The 24,061-nt window shown below is 64.6% G+C and carries 20 protein-coding genes; 5 read left to right on the forward strand and 15 right to left on the reverse strand.

The window, feature by feature from the left end; genetic code table 11:
- Position 1: 1 nt before the first annotated feature.
- From DXH78_RS13735 to DXH78_RS13770, 8 genes are all read right to left on the reverse strand, one after another.
- On the reverse strand, positions 2 to 454 hold the full coding sequence (locus tag DXH78_RS13735) for a response regulator (protein ID WP_115517564.1): 453 nt from the start codon (positions 452 to 454) through the stop codon (positions 2 to 4).
- Positions 451 to 1,965 carry a sensor histidine kinase gene (locus DXH78_RS13740; protein ID WP_147292644.1) on the reverse strand — a complete coding sequence of 505 codons (1,515 nt, stop codon included), beginning with the start codon at positions 1,963 to 1,965 and terminating at the stop codon, positions 451 to 453. The genes DXH78_RS13735 and DXH78_RS13740 overlap by 4 nt, the downstream gene beginning before the upstream one ends.
- 208 nt (positions 1,966 to 2,173) lie before the next feature.
- Positions 2,174 to 3,544: an acetyl-CoA carboxylase biotin carboxylase subunit gene (accC, locus tag DXH78_RS13745; RefSeq protein WP_115517566.1), complete on the reverse strand. Its 1,371-nt coding sequence runs from the start codon at positions 3,542 to 3,544 to the stop codon at positions 2,174 to 2,176.
- A 195-nt stretch (positions 3,545 to 3,739) separates the two neighbouring features.
- Positions 3,740 to 4,204, reverse strand: a complete 465-nt coding sequence (gene accB, locus DXH78_RS13750; RefSeq protein WP_115517567.1) for an acetyl-CoA carboxylase biotin carboxyl carrier protein — start codon at positions 4,202 to 4,204, stop codon at positions 3,740 to 3,742.
- Between the two features lie 65 nt (positions 4,205 to 4,269).
- A complete protein-coding gene (gene aroQ / locus DXH78_RS13755; RefSeq protein WP_115517568.1) occupies positions 4,270 to 4,722 on the reverse strand; it encodes a type II 3-dehydroquinate dehydratase in 453 nt (150 codons plus the stop codon).
- 150 nt (positions 4,723 to 4,872) lie between these two features.
- Complete coding sequence (locus DXH78_RS13760; protein ID WP_115517569.1) at positions 4,873 to 6,009, reverse strand: carboxylate-amine ligase; 1,137 nt, start codon at positions 6,007 to 6,009, stop codon at positions 4,873 to 4,875.
- Between the two features lie 146 nt (positions 6,010 to 6,155).
- Positions 6,156 to 6,920 (reverse strand): DsbA family protein, encoded by a 765-nt coding sequence (locus DXH78_RS13765; RefSeq protein WP_115517570.1) that lies wholly within the window; start codon positions 6,918 to 6,920, stop codon positions 6,156 to 6,158.
- Positions 6,921 to 6,942: 22 nt separating this feature from the next.
- Positions 6,943 to 8,376 carry a M48 family metalloprotease gene (locus DXH78_RS13770; protein ID WP_115517571.1) on the reverse strand — a complete coding sequence of 478 codons (1,434 nt, stop codon included), beginning with the start codon at positions 8,374 to 8,376 and terminating at the stop codon, positions 6,943 to 6,945.
- A 233-nt stretch (positions 8,377 to 8,609) separates the two neighbouring features.
- Here DXH78_RS13770 and DXH78_RS13775 point away from each other — a divergent pair, with 233 nt between their 5' ends.
- Positions 8,610 to 9,782 (forward strand): pyridoxal phosphate-dependent aminotransferase, encoded by a 1,173-nt coding sequence (locus tag DXH78_RS13775; RefSeq protein WP_115517572.1) that lies wholly within the window; start codon positions 8,610 to 8,612, stop codon positions 9,780 to 9,782.
- 22 nt (positions 9,783 to 9,804) lie between these two features.
- On the opposite strand, the gene ampC is transcribed toward DXH78_RS13775, so the two are convergent.
- A complete protein-coding gene (ampC, locus tag DXH78_RS13780; protein WP_115517573.1) occupies positions 9,805 to 10,953 on the reverse strand; it encodes a class C beta-lactamase in 1,149 nt (382 codons plus the stop codon).
- Positions 10,954 to 11,066: 113 nt separating this feature from the next.
- Positions 11,067 to 11,738 carry a glutathione S-transferase family protein gene (locus tag DXH78_RS13785; protein ID WP_115517574.1) on the reverse strand — a complete coding sequence of 224 codons (672 nt, stop codon included), beginning with the start codon at positions 11,736 to 11,738 and terminating at the stop codon, positions 11,067 to 11,069.
- A 226-nt stretch (positions 11,739 to 11,964) separates the two neighbouring features.
- Between DXH78_RS13785 and DXH78_RS13790 the strand changes: the two genes are divergently transcribed.
- Both DXH78_RS13790 and DXH78_RS13795 read left to right on the forward strand, forming a co-directional pair.
- Positions 11,965 to 13,182, forward strand: a complete 1,218-nt coding sequence (locus DXH78_RS13790) for a polyhydroxyalkanoate depolymerase (protein ID WP_115517575.1) — start codon at positions 11,965 to 11,967, stop codon at positions 13,180 to 13,182.
- 49 nt (positions 13,183 to 13,231) lie between these two features.
- Entirely contained in the window at positions 13,232 to 13,807 is a 576-nt protein-coding gene (locus tag DXH78_RS13795) for a YitT family protein (protein WP_245416820.1), read from the forward strand.
- A 168-nt stretch (positions 13,808 to 13,975) separates the two neighbouring features.
- Here DXH78_RS13795 and DXH78_RS13800 read toward each other — a convergent pair whose 3' ends face one another.
- From DXH78_RS13800 to DXH78_RS20265, 3 genes are all read right to left on the reverse strand, one after another.
- Positions 13,976 to 14,917, reverse strand: coding sequence for a hypothetical protein (locus tag DXH78_RS13800; protein WP_115517576.1), 942 nt, complete (start codon positions 14,915 to 14,917; stop codon positions 13,976 to 13,978).
- A gap of 141 nt (positions 14,918 to 15,058) precedes the next feature.
- Positions 15,059 to 15,457: a hypothetical protein gene (locus DXH78_RS13805; RefSeq protein ID WP_115517577.1), complete on the reverse strand. Its 399-nt coding sequence runs from the start codon at positions 15,455 to 15,457 to the stop codon at positions 15,059 to 15,061.
- Positions 15,458 to 15,593: 136 nt separating this feature from the next.
- Entirely contained in the window at positions 15,594 to 17,369 is a 1,776-nt protein-coding gene (locus tag DXH78_RS20265) for a methyl-accepting chemotaxis protein (protein ID WP_115517578.1), read from the reverse strand.
- A gap of 183 nt (positions 17,370 to 17,552) precedes the next feature.
- On the opposite strand from DXH78_RS20265, the gene DXH78_RS13815 reads away from it, so the two are divergent.
- On the forward strand, positions 17,553 to 18,587 hold the full coding sequence (locus tag DXH78_RS13815; protein ID WP_115517579.1) for a S1C family serine protease: 1,035 nt from the start codon (positions 17,553 to 17,555) through the stop codon (positions 18,585 to 18,587).
- A 102-nt stretch (positions 18,588 to 18,689) separates the two neighbouring features.
- Here DXH78_RS13815 and DXH78_RS13820 read toward each other — a convergent pair whose 3' ends face one another.
- Positions 18,690 to 19,001: a PsiF family protein gene (locus DXH78_RS13820; RefSeq protein ID WP_168192811.1), complete on the reverse strand. Its 312-nt coding sequence runs from the start codon at positions 18,999 to 19,001 to the stop codon at positions 18,690 to 18,692.
- 134 nt (positions 19,002 to 19,135) lie between these two features.
- The gene (locus tag DXH78_RS13825; RefSeq protein ID WP_115517581.1) at positions 19,136 to 22,126 is read right to left on the reverse strand and encodes an Rne/Rng family ribonuclease; all 2,991 of its coding nucleotides are present in this window, start codon (positions 22,124 to 22,126) and stop codon (positions 19,136 to 19,138) included.
- Positions 22,127 to 22,867: 741 nt separating this feature from the next.
- On the opposite strand from DXH78_RS13825, the gene DXH78_RS13830 reads away from it, so the two are divergent.
- A complete protein-coding gene (locus tag DXH78_RS13830) occupies positions 22,868 to 24,043 on the forward strand; it encodes an N-acetylmuramoyl-L-alanine amidase (protein WP_115517582.1) in 1,176 nt (391 codons plus the stop codon).
- The last annotated feature ends 18 nt before the right edge of the window (positions 24,044 to 24,061 follow it).

Here is a 24,061-nt window from a genome sequence, read left to right on the forward strand (position 1 = left end):
CTTACTCGGGTGAGGGCACCTGGATGACCGAGAAGAACAAGCCAAGCTGCCGAATGGCATTGGCGAAATTCTCGTAGTTGACCGGCTTGGTGATGTAGACGTTGCAGCCGAGATCGTAGCAGCGCTGAATCTCGATCGCATCGTCGGTCGTCGTGAGGACGACCACCGGCACACGCTTCATGTGTTCGTTCGACTTGATGCGGCCGAGGATCTCGATGCCGGTCATGTCGGGCAGGTTGAGGTCGAGCAGCACCAGCAGGGGCTTGCCCTTGCTGGCAAGGCCGGAACCGTCGGCGCCGAACAGATAGGTGATACCGTCGGTGCCGTTCTTGAACGGCATGATCGGGTTGTTGACGCCGGCGCGGCGAATGTTCTTCTCGATCAGGCGCGCGTGGCCCTCATCGTCTTCGATCATGACGATTTCGACGGGACGCTCCGCCGTACGGCTATTCATGCAGTACTCCTGTTATCCCCCACCCAGCGCCGCGGCAGCGTCACGATAAAGACGCTCCCTTTGCCGGGTTCCGACGTCAACCCCATTGTTCCCCCCAGACGCCGGACCAGCGCGCGGACATGGGCCAGGCCAATGCCTTCGCCCGGCCGGTCTTGTTTGCCGGCGCGGCGGAACAGCTCGAAAACTCGCTGAAAATCGGCTGGCTCGATGCCGCGGCCGTTGTCCTGGACCTCGTAAATGGCATGGGCGGCGGTCAGACGGCCGCGTATGTGGATTTCAAGGTTTGCGTCATCGCGACCATATTTCAAAGCATTATCAATGAGATTGCCAAAAATTTGCTGTGCTGCCAGCAAGTCGGTTTCAACCGGCGGCAGCTCCTCAACGCGCAAAGTCGCATTAAGTTCCGTCGCCCGGTGGCTGACGGTTTCGATAATGCCGCTGATCAGGCCATTCATATCGACCCGCTCGGGGTTGAACTGACGGCGGCCCTCCCGGGACAGGCGAAGCACAGCGGTGATCAGCCGGTCCATACTGGCAATCGACGACTTGATGAAGCCGATGGCCTCGTCGAAATCGCGACCCAACTGGACGGAGGCTTCGGTCTCCTGGGCCGCCTCGGCCTCACCCTTGAGGGTGGCGACTTCGGCGCGCAGCTTCTCGACCTGTTGGAAAATGTCCTGGCGCAGCGCCTCCAGCTCGGAGGTGAAGCCCATGATGTTCACGAGCGGCGAACGCAGGTCGTGGCTGACAATGTAGGCGAAGCGCTGGATTTCCTCGTTGGCCTCCGTGAGGTCGGCGGTGCGGTACTCGACAATGCGCTCGAGATTGGCATTGGTCCCGGCCAGTTCCTGGCGGGCAATTTCGGCGCGGCGGTAATTGCGCTGAACCAGCGACATCGACATGGCGCCGATGCCGACGATGAGGGTCGCGCCGGCCAGCGACACGATCAGCAGCCAGCTATTCGTGCGGCGCGACGTCTCGGCACGGACGCCTGCCAGTTCGCCTTCCGCCTCAATGGCCTCCTCGATGACGTCGCGCAATTGGATCATGAGGCGGCGGCCCTGACCTTCGCGCACCTGGGCCAAGGCTTCGGGACGGCGGCCGCCCTCATTCAGCTCGATGATGCGACGCATTTCGCGAAACTTGCCATCGACCAGCTCGGCCACGCGGTCGAGAGTCGATTTGCGGGTGGCACTGGCGACAGACAGGCTGCGCAGTTCATTGATGGTTTCGTGGGTTTCCGGCTCGGCGTCGCGGAAGTCGTCAAGATAGGCCGCATCGTTCGTCAGCAGGTAGCCACGCTGGCTGCTTTCGGCGCGGCGGATGGTGAGCAGGATGTCGGACAGCTTGTCCTCGACGCTGAGCGTCGTCGCCAGTTCGCGGCTGTCGGTGGCCGCGCGCTCGACCAGGTAAATGGTCGCGGCGCTGATGCCGACCAGCACCAGAAAGCCGATGCCGAGCAGGAGCGATTGCAGATTGAGAAACCGCCAGCGGGGCAGGGCAATCGGCAATGTGTCGGTTCTCCGTTTCACCGGGGCCGTATAGCACGGCAGACGGCACAGTGGACCCGTCCGCCCCGGCGCCGCAAATGTCGCGGGCGGGGGTTCCAATCCCCAGGTGTTCAGTTTTGTTCCGCGCGGCTCGCGGTGGCGCACCGAAGTCCGCGCAAAAGCACTGTCGAAGCAGGGTATTTCGTGGAAGCGCGCAGGCGCGCCGCTGTCACGAGGACAGCGGCTGGCTTTCTTCCATGCCACCCCGAGCGAGGAATTGCTCCAGCCAATGGATGTGATAGTCGCCGTTGATGATGTCGGACTCGCGCACCAGTGCCCGGAACAGCGGCAAGGTGGTCTCGATGCCGTCGACCACGATTTCGTCGAGCGCGCGCTTGAGGCGCATCAGCGCTTCGGGGCGGGTCTTGCCGTGCACGATGAGCTTGCCGACGAGGGAGTCGTAATAAGGCGGGATCGTGTAGCCCTGATACACCGCGCTATCGATACGCACGCCGAGACCGCCCGGCGGATAATAGTGCAGGATCTTGCCGGGGGACGGCCTGAACGACACCGGATTTTCCGCGTTGATGCGGCACTCGATGGCGTGGCCGAGGAACTGCACGTCGCTCTGCTTGATCGTCAGTTCGGCGCCGGCGGCGACTCTGATTTGCTCGAAGATCAAATCGATGCCGGTGATCATTTCGGTCACCGGATGCTCGACCTGGATGCGCGTGTTCATTTCGATGAAATAGAACTCGCCGTCTTCGTAGAGGAATTCAACGGTGCCGACGCCGAGATACTGGATCTCGCGCATCGCTTTCGCGACCACTTCGCCGATCTTGTCGCGCGCGGCGACATTGAGCGCGGGCGAGGGGCTTTCTTCCAGTACCTTCTGGTGACGGCGCTGCAGCGAGCAGTCGCGCTCACCGAGGTGGATGGCGTTGCCGCGGCCGTCGCCGAGCACCTGAATTTCGATGTGGCGCGGCTTGGCGAGATATTTCTCGATATAGACGGCATCGCTGCCGAAATTGGCTTTCGCTTCGGAGCGCGCGGTGGACAGGGCGCGCGACAATTCGTCTTCCGTGTGGGCGACGCGCATGCCCTTGCCGCCGCCGCCGGCCGCGGCCTTGATCAGGACCGGAAAGCCGATTTCGCGCGAAATGCGGACGGCCTCGGCGTCGTCGGTAACGCCGCCATCGGAGCCGGGCACGACCGGAATGCCGAGGCGCTTGGCAGTGCGCTTGGCTTCGATCTTGTCGCCCATGGTGCGGATGTGCTCGGCCTTCGGGCCGATGAAATGCAGGCCATGGTCGGCCAGGATTTCGGCAAAACGCGCATTCTCGGACAGGAAGCCGTAGCCAGGGTGCACGGCATCGGCGCCGGTGATTTCGCAGGCGGCGAGAATGGCGGGGATGTTGAGGTAGGAGTCCTTGGCCGAAGGAGGCCCGATGCAGACGCTTTCGTCGGCGAAGCGGACATGCATGGCGTCGGCGTCGGCGGTGGAATGCACCGCGACCGTCTTGATGCCGAGCTCCTTGCAGGCGCGCAGCACGCGGAGCGCGATCTCGCCGCGATTGGCAATGAGGATTTTATCGAACATGGGGTTCTCTTGTCCCGGACGCGGTGCAGCGCGCAGCCATAAGCGCGGTTACGCGCGTCTGCGACGCGCTATGGCGGAGCGGTGCAGCGCAGAGCCGGGACCGTTCCAACCTGTGGCGGTCCCGGTTCAGCAGCGCACCACTGCGTGTTGCGCTGCGCCCGGGACAAGTAAGAGGTGCGCGCGGTCGCAAAGCTATCACTCGATAATCACCAGCGGTTCGCCGAACTCGACCGGCTGACCATCCTCGAACAGGATCTGCGTCACCGTGCCCGCGCGCGGCGCCGGGATCTGGTTCATGGTCTTCATCGCTTCGATGATGAGCAGCGTCTCGCCGGACTTCACCTTGGCGCCGACTTCGATATAGGGCCGGGCGCCCGGCTCCGGCGCGCCATAGGCCGTGCCGACCATCGGCGAGGCGACGACGCCCGGGTGCTTGGCGGGATCGAGCGGCTTCGAAACGGATTCAGTGATCGGCTGCGGCACGGCGGCCACCGCGCGCGGCGCCGGCGCGGCGGACACGGCGACGCTGCCGCGGGCGACGCGGATGCGCTGGCCGTCCTGCTCGATCTCGATTTCGGTCAATCCAGTCTCGTCGAGCAGCTTCGACAGCTCCTGAATGAGCTCGCGGTCGACCAGTGGCGATTTCGGCGGTTTTGCCATTCAAACGGTTCCGAGTTGAGGCGCGTCCCGGCGTGGCCGGGGACAAGCGCATAGCGTAAGAGTTCTTAACGTTCCTTAGCGCCGATCATGCCGGCGAGGCCTTCGATGGCCAGCGCGTAGCCTTGGACGCCGAAGCCCGCAAGCACGCCGCGCGCCACCTTCGATACATAGGAGTGGTGACGGAAGCTTTCACGCTGGTGGACGTTGGTAATGTGGATTTCGATCACCGGAAGCTCGGTCAGCGTCAGCGCGTCCAGGATGGCGACCGAGGTGTGGGTATAGGCGGCCGGGTTGATGACGATGCCGGACGCCTTGTTGATGCGGGCTTCCTGAATGAAGGTGACGAGCTCGCCCTCGATGTTCGATTGCCTGAACACCATGTCGAGGCCGAAACGCTTGCAGGTGTCGGCGCACAGGCTCTCGACATCCTTGAGCGTGGCCGAGCCGTACTTCGCCGGTTCTCGCACGCCGAGCATGTTCAGGTTGGGTCCGTTGAGGACGTAGATCGTCTGGGCCATTGAAGGATTCCGGCAGTGATCGGCGGCGGCGCGGCCTTCAAGCAGAGGCGCGAACCGGCCGGCCCGCTTTATAGGTGGCCGGAGCGGCGAGGGGAAGAGCGCCGCCCAATCCCCGTGGGACAGACTAAATAACAGTAAAATAAAGAGAAATCAGGCCGCGGAGGCGAGTTCTCCCGTCGCCAGGGTTTCGGCGGCTGCCCAGTCGATGACCGCACGGATGGCATGGAGGCGGGGCCGGCCGGCGGCGCTCGCCTGTTTGAACATCGCAATCTGGCGGTCGCCGCTGGTGCCCTCGGCGACGATACGGTCGAGATGGGCGATTTCGGCGCCGCAGCCAAAGGCCTCGATGTCCGGCCCGATGAGCGTGCGGATGTCGGCAAGCCATTGGTCCAGGGTGATCGGCTGACGCGAGAACGGCTCGACGAAGGTCGCGGCGATGCCGTGGCGCTGCGCGTGCCATTTGTTTTCGGCGGTGATGGCGCGGCCGACCCGGTCGAAGCCGGCATTGACACCGCGGTCGCGATCGAGCGCGCGCACGAGGCACCGAAACAGCGCGGCAATGGCGATGGCGTCCTCCAGCCGCGTACAACTGTCGGCGATGCGCAGTTCGAGGGTCGGGTGCGCCACCGAAGGCCGGATCGCCCACCAGATGTAACTGGCGTCCGGGATGATGCCGGCACCGACCAAAGCCGCGATATATTCGTCGTAGTCCTGGTTGGTGCGGAATAGTTCGGGCAAGCCGGTACGCGGCAGTTCGTCGTAGGCCGCCAGCCGATAGCCGGTTAGGCCGGTGAGGTGACCCTGCCAGAAGGGCGACGACGTCGACAGCGCTAGCAGGACCGGAAGATACGGCGTCAGCCGCATCATGAGATTGATGCGGGTGTCGAGATCGGGCACCGCGACATGGATATGCAGGCCGCACATCATATTGCGCTGCCCGATCATCTGCAGGTCGTCCATGATTGGGCCGTAGCGCTCTTTTCGTGTCGGCGTCATTTCCGGCCAGAAGGCGAGCGGGAAGGTCCCCATGGCGGCAATGCCGAGACCGCGCTCGCGCGCGGCATCGGCGAGCCCCTGCCGCAGCCTCGACAGATGCGCGCGTGCTTCGCTCAAGGTTTCGCACACCGGCGTCACCGTCTCGATCTGCGACTGCAGCATCTCGGTGGTGACGGATTTGCCCAGCGTCTGTTTCACGCGCGCAAGGAAACGCTTGTCGAGACGGCGCACCGCACGCCGTGTCGACGCATCGAAAACAAAGAATTCCTCTTCCAGCCCGATCGTATACATGCGCGCGACAACCCGCTCCGGCGTTTCGGGTTCCCGCGTATCCTAAATGTAAAAAACCGCCGGACCAGCGGCCCGGCGGTTCTTGTTCAGATGCGGATTGCCGCAGTGCGCCGCGGCAGACTCAAAGTCTCAGCACGTCGCCGTCTTTAGCACGTCGCCTTGCCGCAGCGCGCGTTGTTGACCTTTTCCTGCAGCGCAGGGAGACCGACGGCGCCGATGACGACATCGCTGCCGATGACGTAGCTCGGCGTGCCATTCATGCCGAGCGCCTCGGCGAGCTTGAAGCTCTCCTGCAGCGTGTCGCGCACTTCCTGGCTCGCGATGTCCTTCTCCAGCCGCGCCATGTCGGCGCCGGCGGCCTTGGCGGCGGCCATGGCATGCGACTTGTCGGCCTGGCCGCGGCCGCCGAGCAGCTTCTGATGGAAGTCGAGATATTTCTTGCCGGTCGGATCCTGCATGCGCATTGCGACCGCAACCTGCGCCGCCTCTACCGAGCCGGGTCCGAGCACCGGGAATTCCTTGAGCACGACCTTCAGGTTTGGATCCTTCAGCAGCGCCATCATGTCTTCCATGGCGCGCTTGCAGTAGCCGCAGTTGTAATCGAAGAACTCGACGAGCGTGACGTCGCCCTTCGGATTGCCGAGCGTGACCTGCCGCTTCGACGAGAAGATCGCTTCGGCATGCTCCTTCACGGCGGCCTTGTGTTTCTCGACCTCCGCGGTCTGCTGGCGCTTTTCGAGCTCGGCCATCGCCTCCTGCAGGACTTCCGGGTGGGCGATCAGATATTCGCGCACGATCGCGCCAATCTCGTCGCGCTGCGGGGCCGTGAATTCGGCGGCGGAGACCTGCTGCGTCATGGCGAGCGCAAACAGGCCGGCGCAGATGGCGGCGAGGCGGCTTCCGGTTTTCATCGGGTTATGTCCTTGTCGGGGTTCAATTGCGGGCATTGGCGGATTGCGGCTTGTCATTGGTAATATCGTTGGCGCGGACCCAGGGCGGCGAGCCGACCGGCAGCCGCGCCTTGGCGCGGGCGGCGATCTGCCGGGCTGTTTTTAGATCGCCCCGGTTAAGGGCAGCTTGCGCCGCGGCCAGATCGGCGCGGCCGAGATCGCCTTTGCGGCCATAAGCCATGGCGAGCTGGTCATAGGCCTCGGGAATGGTCGGTTCGCGGGCCAGCGCCGTGTTCAGAAGGCCGACCGCTTCCTCGGCGGTGGCGGGATTATTGGTATTAATGAGGGCTTGCGCCAGCATCACCTGAATGAGGGGCGCGCTGCCCGCCAGTTGCACGGCGCGGCGCAGCGGTGCGATCGCCTCTGTGCCGCGGCCGGCCTCGAGCAAGGCCTGGCCCTTGAGTTCGTAGAAATAGGCGTTGGCCGGTTGCGCCTGGATCAGGCTGTCGATCTGGGCCAGCGCATTGCGCAAATCGGCGTGACGATAGGCGGCGATCGCGCGGGCATAGCGCGCCGGCATGCTTTGATCGCTCGACGGATAGCGCCGCGCCACGGTGTCGGGCCGCTCGAGAAAGCCCGCGAGCTTGGCACGCATCATGTCGTGGCGGGCCTGCAGGGCCGGCGGATCCTTGACGTCGAAATAGGGGCTCTGCTTGGCGATCACTTCCAGCGCCGCGACGCGTTCCTGCGGCATCGGGTGGGTCTGCAAATAGGGATCGACATAGCGCGAGTTGAACAGCGCATCGTTCGACAGCCGCTTGAACAGTTCGATCATGCCGCGCGCCGACTGGTGCGAGGCGTTGAGAAACTTCACGCCGGCATGATCGGCCTGGTCTTCCTGTGTGCGGACATAAGCAAGCAGCGAGCGCTGGATCGCCGCCTGCGGCGCCATGATCGCGGCCGCGCCGGCATTGCCGCCGCCCGCCACCGCGGCGCCGGCGCCGAGCAGCAGCGCGATGATCGAGGCGGTCTGCGCGCGCGCCAGCTGCTCACGCAGTTTCAACAGGTGGCCGCCGGCAAGGTGGCCGGTTTCATGGGCGAACACGCCGATGACTTCGTTCGGCGTCTTGGCGTCGAACAGGGCGCCGGCATTGATGAAGATGTGGCGGCCGTCCATGACGAAGGCATTGAAGGAGCGGTCGTTGAGTACGATGACGCGGACATTCTGCTGGGTGAGCCCGGCCGCGCGCAGGATCGGCGCGGCATAGTCGCGCAACAGATTCTCGATTTCGGTGTCGCGAATGACGGACGGGCCGCCGCCGCGCTGTTGTGCGGCCGCAGGCGGCGGTGCCACGGGACCGACTCCGGCCAGCGCGAGCGCAGCGGCGGTCACAAGGCCGAGGGCCCGCCGAAGGTGGCGGCGAGCGCCCGCTGGCGCGGGAGAAACGGTCCTGTTAGGTAAGCCCGTCAATTCCATGGTCGAAAACGATGCCAGTTTTTAGCCCTGCGATTGGCGCGGAACTTAAGAGACACGGACGAACCGGGTCAATCTAAGCCGATTTGGCGCGACGCCACTGTCCTTTGCAGCGACCGGCCATCACGAATTGGCGATATTGAGCCCGCGAGTCACGGCGAAATCCGTTGGCCCCAAGCAAGCCGCCGAATACGGCAGCAGCGGGGCGGACCCGTATCCCGGCAGGGCTTAAGCTGATGCTCGACAAGGCGAAAAACCTCATTCTGCCGTCACGGCGCAGCGACGTGCCGCCCTTCATCGTCATGGATGTGATGGCGGCGGCGGCGCAGGTCGAGGCGCAGGGCCGCCACGTCGTCCATATGGAGGTTGGCCAGCCATTCCAGCCGGCACCGAAGACGGCGCTGGAAGCGGCGCGCGCGGCGCTTTCCGGCCGCATCGCCTATACCGAGGCGCTCGGCATGCCGTCGCTGCGCGGCCGCATCGCGCGTCACTATGCCGACACCTACGGCCTCGATCTCGATCCGGCGCGTGTGGTGGTCACGACCGGCTCATCCGGCGGCTTCATGCTGGCCTTTCTGTCGCTGTTCGAGGCTGGAGACAGGGTGGCGCTCGCCAATCCCGGATACCCGCCGTACCGCCACATCCTCACCGCGCTCGGCTGCGAGCCGGTGCTGATCGAGACCTCTGCCGCGACCCGATGGGTCATGTCGCCGGAGGCGCTGCTCGCGGCGCACCGGGACAAGCCGCTCGCTGGCCTCCTGATCGCAAGCCCGGCCAATCCGACCGGCACGATGATGGACAAGGAGAGTCTGGGGCGCCTCATCGCTGCGGCAGAAGCCGAAGGCATCAAGGTGATCTCCGACGAGATCTATCACGGGCTCGATTATGCCTTCGCTGCGGAGACGGCGGCCAAGCTCACCGATCACGCCGTGATCATCAATTCGTTTTCGAAATATTTCTGCATGACCGGCTGGCGCGTCGGCTGGCTGGTGATGCCGGAAGCGCTGACGCGCTCGGTCGAGCGGCTGCAGCAGAACTTTGCCATCTCGGTGCCGGCGCTGTCGCAGATTGCCGCCGAAGCGGCTTTCGACGGCCGCGACGAGATGGATGCCGTCAAGCATGTCTACGAAGCGAACCGGCGGGTTCTTGTCGATGGCTTGCCGAAAGCCGGCCTCGACAAGTTTCTTCCTGTCGATGGCGGGTTCTATCTCTATGCCGATGTGTCACGCTTCTCCAATGACAGCCTCGATTTCGCCAAGCGCATGCTGAACGAGGCGGGCGTTGCGGCGACGCCGGGCATCGACTTCGATCCGGTCAACGGCCACAACTATCTGCGCTTCTGCTACGCCGGCTCGACGCCCGAGATGCACGAGGCCGTGCAGCGGATCGGAGCGTGGCTCAATCGCTGAGCGAGCGGCCCGCCTGCTCTTGTTACTTTCCGTCGGCAATGGCCTCGAGCACCGCATGTGCCGCCGCGATGCGCGCCGCTATCGGCATGTTGCGGTTGGACAGGATGACGACGCCGATCTGTTTTTCCGGCACGAAGGCGGCGTAGGCGCCGAAGCCCCGGGTCGATCCGGTCTTGTTGAACAAGGTCGGGCCTGACGGCGCGCGCGGCGGCTTGAGTGCCGTGGCCGCATTCGGCTCGAAAATCATCTTGTCACTGTTGCCAGCCAGAAGCCGCTCCAGCGGGACGGGGTAGGGATATTGCTCCCAGCCGAGGCCCTGCACCATATCGCCGACCTTGAAGTAGCCGACATGCGTGCCTTCGATGGCGCGGCGTATCAACGGGTCGAGATTGTCAGGCCGGATGTTGGCCTCGATGTAGCGGATCATGTCGGCGGCTGAGGCCTTGATGCCGTAGGCTTCCGCCGCGAAGGGCGCCGTGCCGGCGCGGACCGGCTTGTTGGTGCGGTCGTAGCCCCACGCATAGTCGGCCATCGCCGCCTGCGGGACGCGGATGTAGCTATGGGCGAGGCCGAGTTTGGGAAGGATCTCGCGTTCGACAAGGTCGGTATAGTCGCCCTTCATCGCCAGCGCGGCGACATGGCCGAACAGGCCGAGGCTCGGATTGGAATAGCGCCGCTGCGTGCCGGGCGCCGCTGACGATTTCCACTTTTGCAGGAAGGCCGTTGCATCGGCTTCGGACTTGATGGCGCCGGGAAACAGCAACGGCAAACCGCCCGCGGTGTAGGTGCCGAGATGAAGCATGGTCGCCTTGTCGACGGCAGTGCCTTTCAACGCCGGCATGTGCTGGCCGGGGTGGTCGTCCAGCGACAGTTTGCCGGTCACCACGCCATAAGCGGCCAGCGTCGCCGCGAAGGTCTTGCTGATCGAGCCGATCTCGAACAGCGTGTCCTTCGTCACCGGCGTCTGCAACTCCTTGGAGGCGACGCCATAGGTGAAGAAGTATTGTTGCCCGCCCACGGTCACGCCGACGGCGATGCCGGGCACGTCATGTTGCGCGAGCAGGGGACGGATGGTGCGCTCGACCGTTGCGGCGAGCTTCTCGGGCGCTTCGGCGGCAGCAAGTGCGGCCGGGGTCAATGTGCTTGTTACGACAGCCAGCACGGCCGTCATCGTCGTGGCGAATTTCAAGTCGCTTCCTCGCACGTATCAGGCAGGCCGCGATCACGCCGCAGCAATGTGGCAGCAGCGCGACGCCATGCTTTGCGACGAAGTCAGTGCGAGTGTCAGAACTCGACGTCGAGTTCGACCACTTCGTCCGGCTCGGCCAGCGCGCCTTCGATCCATTCCTTCACCGCCGGCAGGTTCATGATCGCCTGGCAATAGGCAGCGCAATCGGAATCGAGCTTGACGTCGTAGGTGATGAAGCGCGTCACCACCGGCGCGAACATCGCGTCAGCCATGGTCGGCGTGTCGCCGAACAGGAACGGGCCTTTGCTTTTGGCCAGGCACTCGCGCCAGATCGAGATGACGCGTTCGATGTCGGCCTGCGCGCCAACCCAGACCTTGAAGCCGGGGTGCCGGGCTTTCAGATTCATCGGCAGCGCCGAGCGCAGATTGGTGAAGCCGGAATGCATCTCGCCGCTGACCGAACGGCAATGCGCACGGTCGGCGCGGTCATTGGGTAATAGCGTGCAGTTCGGAACGTTCTCGCTGAGATATTCGGCGATCGCGAGCGTGTCCCAGATCTTCACGCCGTCATGTGTCAGCGCCGGCACCAGGAAGGAGGGCGACAGCAGCAAGAGTTCGGCGCGCGTCGAGGGATCGTCGCTGCCCACCGGCTGCTCGTCGAAATCGAGCCCGGCGAATTTGCACAACAGCCAGCCGCGCATCGACCACGAACCGTAGTTCTTGCTGGCGATGGTGAGGGTGGCTTTCGCAGGCGCGAACGAATCCATGGGAATACGATGTCCTCATCGATAAGCAGCCCGGCACCGCTAGCTTAGACGAAAGTGCAGGCTAATCAATCGTTTCCGCGCCGATTTGCCGGCCGCAGCCAAGGATTGTCCCCATGGCGGCCGGTACCGGGGCCGTTTGGCCCTTGCCAAGATTTATCTCGCAGCGCAGCATGAAATGAACTAGCGTCGATAAATAGAGGGCTCGCCGGGGTCCTCCGGGGATTGGATGCTCTATCAAACCTATCAAGCGCAGTCGGATTTCTTCGATCCATTGCGCAAATTTGCGGCTTTGGCTGCGGACTCCGTCGGGGCACAGCTCAACGGCGCGCTGCGGCCGTCGTTCTGGGGCAATCTCGGCGCCGGTTATGAACTGATCGCACGCGCCACTCTCACTCACAGCCGGCCGAGCTACGGCATCGACAGTGTCACCGTCGGTAATCAGGAAGTCGCGGTCACCGAAGAGGCGGCCGATGTGACGCCGTTCGGCACGCTGCTTCATTTCAAGAAAGACATCGATCAGGCCCAGCCGCGCGTGCTCATCATCGCGCCGCTGTCCGGGCATTTCGCGACGCTGTTGCGTGCGACCGTGCGCACCATGCTGGCCGAGCACGACGTCTACATCACCGACTGGCACAATGCGCGCGACGTGCCTTTGTCGGCCGGCGACTTCGGCTTCGAGGATTATACGGCGCATCTCATCCGCTTCCTCGACAAGATCGGGCCGGGCGCGCATATGATGGCGGTGTGTCAGCCTTGCGTATCGGCGCTGGTCGCGGCGAGCGTGATGGCGCAAGGCGATCATCCGGCGCAGCCGCGGTCTATGACGCTGATGGCCGGGCCGATCGACACCCGCATCCAGCCGACCAAGGTCAATGAGCTCGCCAAGAGCAAGTCGATCAAATGGTTCGAAGAGAACATGATCGCCACGGTGCCGGCGCGCTATGCCGGCGCGGGCCGGCGGGTTTATCCGGGTTTCGTTCAGCTGATGGCCTTCATGTCGATGAACATGGACCGGCATCTCAAGGCGCATCGCGAGCTCTATGAGAACATCGCCAAGGGCAACACCGAGAAAGCCGAGCAGACCAAGGCGTTTTACGACGAATATTTCGCCGTGCTCGATCTTGCCGCCGAATTCTATCTCGAGACCGTGCAACTGGTGTTCCAGGAGCATACGCTGCCGCTCGGCCAGTTGACCTATCAGGGTCAGAAGGTGGAGCCGGCGGCGATCAAGCGCACCATGTTGTTTACGGTCGAAGGCGAGCGCGACGACATCTGCGCGGTGGGACAGACGCTCGCGGCGCATGATCTGTGCACGTCGCTGCGACCCTATCGCAAGCGGCATTACATGCAGGCCGGTGTCGGCCATTACGGCGTTTTTTCCGGCAAGAGCTGGCAGAACCAGATCTATCCGCAGGTCAAGAACGTCATTTTGCAGAGCGACTGAGCTGACCGATACCGACCTTCCAGCTCCGCGCCACACGGTCTACGAGGACGTGCTGGCGATCATCACCGGCACGCTGTTCATTTCGTTCGCGCTTGCCGTGTTCAAGCTCGCCGGATTGCTCACCGGCAGCACGGCCGGGGTGGCGTTTCTGGTTTTCTACACGACCGGTCTGCCGTTCGGCGCGGTGTTCTTCGTCATCAACCTGCCGTTCTACATCCTCGCCTTTCTGCGCATGGGCTGGCGCTTCACCGCGAAGACTTTCGTTGCCGTGGCGCTGACCTCGGTCATGACCGAGCTGCACATCCGTTTCATCCACATCACGGACGTCAACCCGTTCTATGCTGCCGTGTTCGGCGGCCTGCTGATGGGCGTCGGTTTCATCGTGCTATTCCGGCATCAAGCCAGTCTGGGCGGCGTCAACATCCTCGCGCTCTATGTGCAGGACCGCTACGGCGTCCGCGCCGGAAAGTTTCAGCTTGTCGTCGATCTCACCGTGCTTGCCGCGTCGTTCTTCATCGTCAGCCCGATGGCCTTGCTGGCCTCGGTGATCGGCGCCTGCGCGCTCAACATGGTGATCTGGATCAACCACCGGCACGATCGCTACATTGCGTGGTCGGCGCCTTAGGCTCGCCGCCAATAAAAAAAGCCCGCCGGTCGCGAAACCGGCGGGCTTTCTTTTTGCGTTGGCGTCAGGTGATGCCGAGCAGCATCAGCACGAGGATGAGGCTGATCGGAACGCCGAGGAGCCACAACAGAATAGGCATGAGTTTTTCTCCTCTATTGCCAGGTTGAGTTATTCGGCGGGCGCGGTGTGCACGCGGCCGCGCGCATCGGTCCACCATGCGCGATTGCGCAGGTTGCCGCCTTCGATTGCCGCCAGTGACGCCGCGAGCGCGCTGGCGAGCAGGGCGAAGGCCAGCCAGAAGGCCGCCGCGGCGGACGACTTGCGCGCCTTGTCGGCCGCAGTCTGCGCCTGCGTGATGATCTGATCGACGCGCTGACGGGCTTGCGCTTCCGGCAGGCCGGTTTGCGTGGCGACAAGCTGGGTCAGGTAAGTGCGATCGGGATCGGTGATGCTGCCGCCCTTGATCATCGCCGGAGCGATGAGGCGGGCGATCGATGCACGGTTGACCGCGATGCCGGTGCGGGCCGGCAACTGGCCGCCTTGCAGAGTCGGCGCAATCTGGCTGTTCTCGACCGGCGTCGTGGCTTGCTGCTGTGCATCGGCAGGGACGGCGGTGGCCGGGCGCTCATTGGCCGGATTGGTCCGCAGCAGCGCATCGACATACATGTCGGCGGGCTGCGAGCCGGCGACCGCAAGGCCAGCGCCGGTGGTGCCGACGATGGCGGTCATGGCGCCGCCAAGGATGGTGGCCACCGCGAGGGTCGCAACCGCCCAGGTGACGAGGCCATGCGCAGAGTCACGGAAGTAGCGCTCGTTAGAATGCACCGCGCCCCATTGCGGGCGCAGCCGGCCCGCGATGTAGCCGCCGATGGTCGACGACAGCATGGCGACGACGATCAGGAAGATGCCGCCGCCGATGGTGAAGGTCGATGCGGAGACGCCCTGGCCGCTCCACGGCGAGATCACCGAAAAGCCGACGCCGACACCGAACGCGACCAGGATGAGAGTGATAGCGGCCGCGGTCGCCGCGCCTGCAATGATGGCATGCCAACTCACCGCTGCCCCGGCATCTTCGGGGGCGGTCACGATATCGATTTCCGTCATAGACATGAGCCCAGCTCTCCACTGACGTGGCCAATGAAATGGCTTGCCACGTTTATGGCGCGTCAACCGATGCTGTGCGGAATGGTTCCGGGCGCGCGGCGCGGAATGAGAGCAGGGCGGGGATGTATGTCTTTCGACGTAATCGCCTTAGCGGCGGAAACCTTCGACGACGCTGCGCACGCGTTCTGCCGCGCGTTCGGAATCGGACTTGCGCAGCTTGGCCAGCCTTGCGTCGCAGTCGATATGTTCCTTGTACTCGATGGCACCGGTCCAGTTGTCGAAGGAGTGCTCCTGGCACATCTCGGGATCGACGAAGAGGATCGTGCCCTGGCGGTGCGCGAGCGCAGCCTTCAGCGCTGCCTGGCGGGCGTCCTCGGCGATTTTTTCCTGGGACAGTTCGATCTGCGCCGGCCGGAGTTTCGGTACGACGAAAACGAGCACCGACAGCATGCCCACGAGAAACGCGGCGCCGAGGGCGAGGCCGACAATGTCGGTCGCGCGAAGCTGCTTGCGTAAGTGGGGTCGCACCAGACGGGCGGTGGCCATGACAATTCCAGACCGGACAATTCCAGACGGCCGGGTAAACCGGCGTTAGCCTTGGACCTTAAGCCCCGCCGCTTGCGGTCGCTTAAAGAACTTGCCTCAAATTTTAGGGAAAGTTCCGTCGCCGGAACGGGCGCGATCAGAGGGTATAGGCGGTGCGGAAACCGCCCCATTTCTTGCCGAAAACGCGGATCGGCGCACCGATTTCCCACATCATCACAACCCTGTCGCCCATATCGCGCGGGTAGTTCTGGATGATGTAGGGGCGCACCACGCGGCCGGCCGACAGGCCGGCGCGGTCGTCGAAAATGCGGCGGTTGCGGCTGTGTGCGGCATTCCAGATCGGATCGTTCGGCCGCTGCGGCTGCGAGTATTCGGCGTTGTGGACGGGCAGGTAGCCGTTGCGATCCACCGCGACGCAAAAGACCATGCGCGGGTCGCTCGCCAGCAGCGGCTCCTGTACGCCCGGCAACAGCGCCTCGCACAGCGACAGGAAGCGCGTGCGATATTGCTGCGGCTCGGTGCCGGGGATTGGCAGATAGTTATTGTCGAACAGGTCGTCGAGCGCGATACGCCCGGCGTTCACCGCATTCTCGAACAGGGTCGAGATGCGGCCCGCGGCATCGATGGCGCGTGCGATGAATTCCTTGTTGGCAGCACGGATCGCGGCGAGGCGGCCTTCGAGATTGACTTTGGTGCTGGGCGCCAGGGCCCCAAACCGCAAATGCAGTCCGAGCGGCGATTGATTGACGAGGTGAACTTCGCATGGACCGACGCCGGCGATCTCGGCGTTCAGCACAGTGCCGGTGCGAAGCTCTTTCGGCTGGGACAGCCGCACCAGCAGCCCGCCCTCTGAGATATCGGCCGTCTGGCCGCGCAGCGCCACGCCGGCGATGTCAAGCGAGACGTCGAGTTCGCAGGGCAGGCGCTCATGCTGGCGGCGGTCGCCGATATCGGTCAGGCGCAGGAAAATGACGCAGCGCGTCTTCAGCTTCTCGGCGAGGTGGCCGGCTTCCTGGCCCGAACGATCGACGGCGTCGCCATGCGCGGTGGCATCCGCCGCGGCTTGCCGGATTTGACCGGCGCCATCGGCGACGGCGCCGATGAAGGCCGAGGTTTCGTTGGCATTGCGCGAGAGGCCATCGGTGGTCTGCACCTGCGCTTGCACCGCCTCGGCGATTGACGAGAACACCGGCCGCACCGCCTTTGTCGCATCGGAGATGCGATGCACGGCGGCGATGGAGGCGGCCGCGGCCTTCTGCAGCGTTTCGATCTTGCGCGTGATGTCCTCGGTGGCGGCCTGCGTGCGGACCGACAGTTCTTTCACCTCGGCGGCGACGACAGCGAAACCGCGGCCGGCGGCGCCGGCGCGCGCCGCTTCGATGGTGGCGTTGAGCGCGAGCAGGTTGGTCTGGCGCGCCACATTGGCGATGAGATTGACCACCTTGCCGATGTCGCCAATCGAGGACTTGAGTTCATCGACGCTTTTGTTGGCGGCGCTGGCGGCGGCTTCGGCATCGTCGGTCAGAGCGCCGGCGGCTTTGACGCGCTGATCGATTTCGCCGGCCGACTGCGCCAGTTCGACGGTGGCCTCGGCAACCTGGCCGGCATCGCGCCGGGCGTCCTGCGACTGGGCGGCAAGGTCTTCGCTGCGGGAGCGGATCGAAGCGAGCGCCCGGGCGGAGGCGCTGGTGCCGGAATGGACGGCCTCGGCCGCCTGCGCCACGTCGCGGATCATGGCGCCGAGATCGAGTTCGATCAGATCGATGGTCTCGCGCACGGAAGCGGCGGTGGCAGCCGTTGCGGCGTCTTGTTCGGCGGCGAGTAGCGGGGAATCGACAACCGGCATCGAGACATCAGGCAAAGCCTGACCGTCTCGCGATTGCGATGTCGCCTTGAGCTTCGTCCCCATCATTACGGTATAGGATTACGCGGGATGGTTAATTTCGCCTTAAAGCTGTATTTGGCTGCTATTTCGTCGCATCTGATGCCGGTTGAGGCCCCGACCGGGGCGCGCAGCGGACCCGATGGCGGGGCTCTTCCATTACCGTGACCGGTACCTACATCTCGGTCCGACCCTCAATACAAGAATGCAAACATGCTCGACTTCACGCCTCCTTCCCCTGAGGAAGACGCTGGCGTGGGTGCGGCCGCGGCCGCTCCTGCGCTGGATCAAGAGTTTGAATCGGACGCCGGCCTTCTCGATGCCTATTCGCGGGCGGTGACTTCAGTTGCCGACACCGTCGGACCGGCCGTGCTGCGCGTCGAAACGCGCGCCGCCGGTAACCGGCCCGGTGGCACCGGCTCCGGCGTCACCATCGCGCCGGACGGCCTGGTGCTCACCAACTGCCACGTCGTGGAAGGCGCCAAGGAGATCAGGCTGCTCGATACCGAGGGCCGGGTGATGGAAGCCCGTACGATCGGCGTCGATCCTGACACAGATCTGGCGCTGCTGCGCGCCGGCGCGGTGCGGGACCTGCCGCACGCCGCACTCGGTGATTCCAAATTACTACGCCGCGGCCAGTTGGTCGTCGCCATCGGCAATCCGCTTGGCTTTGAATCGACGGTGACCGCCGGCGTCATCTCGGCGCTCGGCCGTTCGCTGCGCGCGCGCAACGGCCGGCTGATCGAGGACGTGATTCAGACCGACGCGGCGCTCAATCCCGGCAATTCCGGCGGCCCCCTGGTGTCGTCGCGCGGTGAAGTAATCGGCATCAACACCGCGGTGATCCGCGGCGCGCAGGGCATCTGCTTTGCCGTCGCCGCCAACACCGCGCAATTCGTGCTGTCCGAACTCATCCAGCACGGCCGCGTGCGGCGCGGCTACATCGGTGTTTCGGGTCAGACGGTGGAGGTGCCGCGGCGGCACGCACGCAACGCGGAAATCGAAAACCGCACCGGCGCGATGGTGTCCGGTCTCGAAAAAAGCGGACCGGCGGAGCGGGCGGGATTGATGTCGTTCGACACCATCGTGCGTGTCGATGGCGAAGCCGTGACCGGCGTCGACGATCTGATCCGCATTCTCAACGGCGACCGCATTGGCCGGTCGGTTGCGTTCGACGTGCTGCGGCGCGGACAGTTGCGTTCATTCGACGTAACGCCACTCGAACGGCCGGCGCCGAAGGCGGCGTAGCGGGCGATACAGTCTGCAACTGTCAGATCGGGGATTGCGCATTTTGCGTTCCCGCTTGCGCGCGGGAACGCACGGAGACTGAAGCAGTCCCGATAAACCGGATTACTGCGCCTTCTCTTCGGTCTCTTCGTCCGCGGGCGGCGCAGCGGCAGGCGTCGCCGCCGGCTTCTTGGACTTGGCCTGCTTGAGCGCATCCTGACGCGCCTTGGGCTCGTAGTTGCCGGCACCCATGCACTTCTTCATGAAGGCATCGCGCTTGGCGCCGGTCAGCTTGTCGTGTTCTGCGCCGGCCTTGCAGGTTTCCATCTTCTCCTGCTTGGTCGCGGCAGCGGCAGGCTGCGCGGCCAAAGCCAGCGGCAGAAGGCTCGCCAGCGCGAGCGTGGTGATCTTGAGCTGCGGCAAGATCTTGAGCATGGGTGTCGTCCCTTCGCGTCGGGTTCCACGCTGCGCGCGGAACATAAATAATTATAGCACGCTTTCACCGAGTCCGGCTGGCCTCGCGCACCGCGGCGATTCCGCCGCGGGTCCGATGTGGTGGCCGATTGCGGCTAACTCTTGTCGCCGAGCAAGCGCTTGGCCCACCAGCCACGCTTCGGCGGTTCCGCCGCCGCAGGTGACGAAAGGATCGGCGTTGGTGCGGGCGCCGGCGGGACCGGTGCAGCCGTCGCCGTCGATTCGCTCGTCCCAACGGGCGCAGGTTCGCGGATGGTCGAACGGCGGCGTGGTGCCGCTTCCGATGTCGGTTCGCTCGCAGCCGGTGTGGTCGGCGAAGGCGCCGGTGCTGCCTGGTGAACCGGAGTCGGCTGCGGGAAGGGCGGCGCCATCAGGCCGGCATCCTCATCGCTGAGGACCGGATGCGGCGCGCCTTCCGAGGTTTCATGCACGCCCCGTTCGGCGAACGCGCCGTTCTGCTCGCCGGCCTCGCGGCCGTTGCCCTGAACGCCTTCGTCACCGCGCTGACGGTTGCGGCGTCCGCCACGGCGTCCGCGACGGCGGCGGCGGCGCGGGTCGCCATTGGCTTCGCTGCCTTCGGTGGCGGCTTCTTCGCCTTCCTGTTCGGGAGCGGATAAATCTTCCTCCGGCGAACCGGCGTCATGATCTTCATGCGCGACAGTGTGCTCGCCGAGATTCTGCTGCTGCGGTGGCTGCTGGTCGTCGCGCGGACCGCCACGACCGCGACCGCGGCCACGCCCCCGACGCTTGCGGCGACGGCGGCTGCCATCGCGCTCGGCTTCGCCGTCTTCCGTGCCTTCCGCTTCGGTTTCGTCCTCGGCGGCGTCGTCCTCGTCCTCACTGGCGGCGATGATTTCGTCTTCGTATTCCGGCTCCTCCGGAGCGACGAAGTCGTCTTCCTCGATGGCAATGGTCAAGGGCGGCGCGGCGGCGGCAATGGCCTTGGCCTGTTCGATGCTGTGGATCTGCTCGCCGCGCTCGACCATGTACGAGACCTGCGGCGCCACATTCGGATCGGCCGAGACGGTGATCGTGATGCGGAAGCGCTCTTCCAGCGCGCGCAGATGAGCGCGCTTGTGATTGAGCACATAGAGCGCGACGTCCGAGCGCGTGCGCACGGTGAGGTTATGCGTGCCGCCCTTGTTCAGCGTGTCCTCGATCGCGCGCAGCAACTGCAGCGCCACCGACGATACCGAGCGCACGTGGCCGAGGCCGCCGCACACCGGGCATTTCTCGGTCGAACTCTCCAGCACCGAAGTGCGGATGCGCTGGCGCGACATTTCGAGCAGGCCGAAATGCGAGATGCGGCCGACCTGGATGCGGGCGCGATCGTGCTTGAGCGCCTCTTTCATGCGCCGCTCGACCGTGCGGTTGTTGCGGCCTTCGTCCATGTCGATGAAGTCGATGACGATGAGACCGGCGAGATCGCGCAGGCGAAGCTGGCGCGCCACTTCGTCGGCGGCTTCGCAATTGGTCTTGAGCGCGGTGTCCTCGATGTGATGCTCGCGCGTGGCGCGGCCGGAGTTCACGTCGATGGCGACGAGCGCCTCGGTCTGGTTGATGACGATGTAACCGCCCGACTTGAGCTGCACGGTCGGCTGGAACATGGCGTCGAGCTGGCTCTCGATGCCGTAGCGCGTGAACAGAGGTTGCGCATCGGAATAGAGCTTCACGTTCTTGGCATGCGTCGGCATCAGCATGCGCATGAAGTCGCGCGCTTCCTTATAGCCGGCTTCACCCGCAACGATGATCTCGTCGATGTCCTTGGAATAGAGATCGCGGATCGAACGCTTGATCAGCGAGCCTTCCTCGTAGACGAGGGTGGGGGCCATCGACTTGAGCGTCAGATCGCGCACCGTCTCCCACAACCGCAGCAGATATTCGAAGTCGCGCTTGACCTCCATCTTGGTACGGGCGGCGCCTGCGGTGCGCAGGATCACGCCCATGCCTTCCGGCACTTCGAGTTCCTGAGCGATTTCCTTGAGGCGGCTGCGGTCTTCGCCGGAGGTGATCTTGCGCGAAATGCCGCCGCCGCGCGCGGTGTTCGGCATCAGCACCGAGTAGCGGCCGGCGAGCGACAGATAGGTCGTCAGCGCCGCGCCCTTGGAGCCGCGCTCTTCCTTGACGACCTGCACCAGCATCACCTGGCGGCGCTTGATGACTTCCTGGATCTTGTAGTTGCGGCGAAAGCGCGGCTTGCGGTCTTCGACTTCTTCGAGCGCATCGGCGCCGCCGACGGATTCGACCTGCTCCGGCTCGTCGTCGTGATGATCGTCGCCATTGCCATCACTCTGACCGTTGTCGTCGTGCTCGTCGTCGCCGTTCTGTTCGTCGCCGTTATGGTCGGCAACGATCGACTGCGCGTCGGGCAAGAGAGCCTCGTCGGCGGTTTCGGCGTGATCGTCGCCGCCTTCGGGTTGGACGGCGACCGGCTGTTCGTCAGCCGTCTCGACGGCGGCCGGCGTTTCAATATGCGACTGCCGCAGCGGCGGCAGGTCAAGTTCCTCCGACGTCGGCAGCGGCTGCATGTCGGCAGGTGCTTCAGCGGATGTATCGACGTCGGCCGAAGCCGGAGCGTCGGACAGCGGAAATTCGGTGCGATCGTTCTCGGTCGGCGAGATGCCGCCGAGCGCGGCTTCGGCGATCGCCTCGCTGGAGACTTCGCCCGTCGTCTCGTTCGACGTTTCAGCGACCGCCTCGGAGCGGCTGGCGTCGCGCGAGCGGTCGGAGCGGCGATGACGGTTGCGGCGGCCGCCGCGGCTGGCGCGGTTTTCGTGCTCGGCTTCGGCCTGGCGGGCGTCCTGCTCTTCCTGGGCGAGCAAGGCCTGCCGGTCGGCGACCGGGATTTGATAGTAGTCGGGGTGGATTTCCGCGAAGGCGAGGAAGCCGTGGCGGTTGCCGCCGTAATCGACGAAGGCCGCCTGCAGCGACGGTTCGACCCGGGTGACTTTGGCGAGATAGATGTTGCCGCGAAGCTGCTTGCGGTTAGCGGACTCGAAGTCGAATTCTTCGACGCGATTGCCGCGCAGCACGACCACCCGCGTTTCTTCCGGGTGGGTCGCGTCGATCAACATTTTGTCGGGCATTGGAATATCTCACTGAGGCCGTCCGGCCCGCCGGTTCGCGCAACGATGGCGCGAGCCGGGGCGCGACCCGAAGAACGGATCGGCGGCGCGGGGAGGATGCCTGATGGGGGTTTGAAGGGTGGGGCGCGTTTTCACGCCGGAACAGGTCAAGGCCGCGAAGCCGGCTGAAGCCCAAGCAGTAGCGTGCCGTCACGATGGGTTCGCGAAAGCGATGGACTTCGAATGGCTTGTGCTGCGACCTTGGCAGCATAAATGTGCGACCCGTAGCGCTTGCGGCGACGCCAAAAACAGGGCGCTGCCGAGATTTCTCATCGCTGACCGGCTGGAGCGCGGGTGGCCAATACGGGGCCAATCGCTGTTCCGGGTGTCCTTGCACCAAGAATCTTGAAGAAACTTGGCACCAAGGGTTTCGGCTCGCTTCGCCGTCCGATCGGCCTGCCTCCTTGGGGGGACCGATCTGGACTGGCGGGCCGGGATGCCCGAACGCGGCACAACCGGAACTAAACCGTCAGCCCTGCCTATGTACGGCCGGAATCTGCTGTTGGCAAGCAAGGGGTTGCCGGCCGGGGTCGCAAACGTCACACCTTCGTGGGAAATGACGCCAAAGACGGCCGAAAACTCAACTTCCATTAACCGGCGCAGCCGCTAATGGGGTAAAACGCGTCTCCGGAAGGGTCGGATTCGGTGGCACGTCGGAAAACTGCAATTTTGGCGTTTATCGCTGCCCTCGCAGGCGGCTGGATGGTGGCTGGCCTGGCGATGGCCCAGACCGTCCAGCTTCCGGCCGTGACTGGCGTCCGGGTCGGAGGTGACGGCCAAAAGACCCGGTTCATCATGGACTTGAGCCAGAAGATCGATGTCGCGGCTTTCGCGCTCGCCAACCCGTACCGGGTGGTCGTCGACATGCCGCAGGTCGCCTTCCGCCTGCCGGACAAGATCGGTGAGCAGAGCCGGGGGCTGGTCAAGGCGTTCCGCTACGGCCTGATCATGCAGGGCGGCTCCCGGGTCGTGCTCGACACTGCCGGCCCCGTGAAGATCGAAAAGGCCTTCGTGCTGGAGGCCGAAGCCGGCGAGCCGGCCCGTCTGGTCATCGATCTGGCTGTCACGGACCGCGCCAGTTTCATGCGGGCTCTCACGCTCGACAATGGACCCGAGCGGCGGTTGACCGGCAAGATGCCGGAAATGCCCCCCAAAGCCGACAATGACAGCCGGCCGCTGATCGTGCTCGATCCGGGGCATGGCGGGATCGATCAGGGCGCGCGGGCGCAGACCGGCCAACTGGAAAAGGACCTGGTCCTGCAATTTGCGCAAACCCTGCGCGCCCGGTTGGAGAAGACCGGCAAGTACCGCCTCGCCATGACGCGCACTGACGACACATTCATCCCGCTCACCGACCGGGTGAAATTCAGCCGGTCGAATGGCGCGGCGCTGTTCATCTCGGTTCACGCCGACGCGCTGCCCAAAGGCGAGGGCCAGGCGGAAGGCGCCACGATCTACACCCTGTCCGAAACCGCCTCCGACGCCGAGGCGGCGCGGTTGGCCGAGGCCGAGAACAAGGCCGATGCGATTGCCGGCGTCGATCTGACGGCGGAGCCGGACGACGTTGCCAGCATCCTGTTCGACCTCGCGCAGCGTGAAACCAAAACCTATTCAATGAAGTTTGCCCGTTCAGTGGTCGGCGAACTCAAAACTGCGGCGCGGCTGCACAAGCAGCCCCTGAAGTCGGCCGGCTTTAAGGTGCTGACCGCGCCGGACGTGCCTTCGGTGCTGATCGAACTCGGCTACATGTCCACCAAGGACGACCTCAAGCTCATGATCTCGGATGCCTGGCAGACCAAGACGGCGGGGGCGGTGGCGCAGGCCATCGATAACTTCTTCGGGCCGCGGCTGGCACGCGGTCAGGCGGGGGCCAACTGATGACGCCAAATGACAGGT

It is taken from the genome of Undibacter mobilis (assembly GCF_003367195.1).
In the GTDB taxonomy this organism is placed as follows: Bacteria; Pseudomonadota; Alphaproteobacteria; order Rhizobiales; family Xanthobacteraceae; genus Pseudolabrys; species Pseudolabrys mobilis.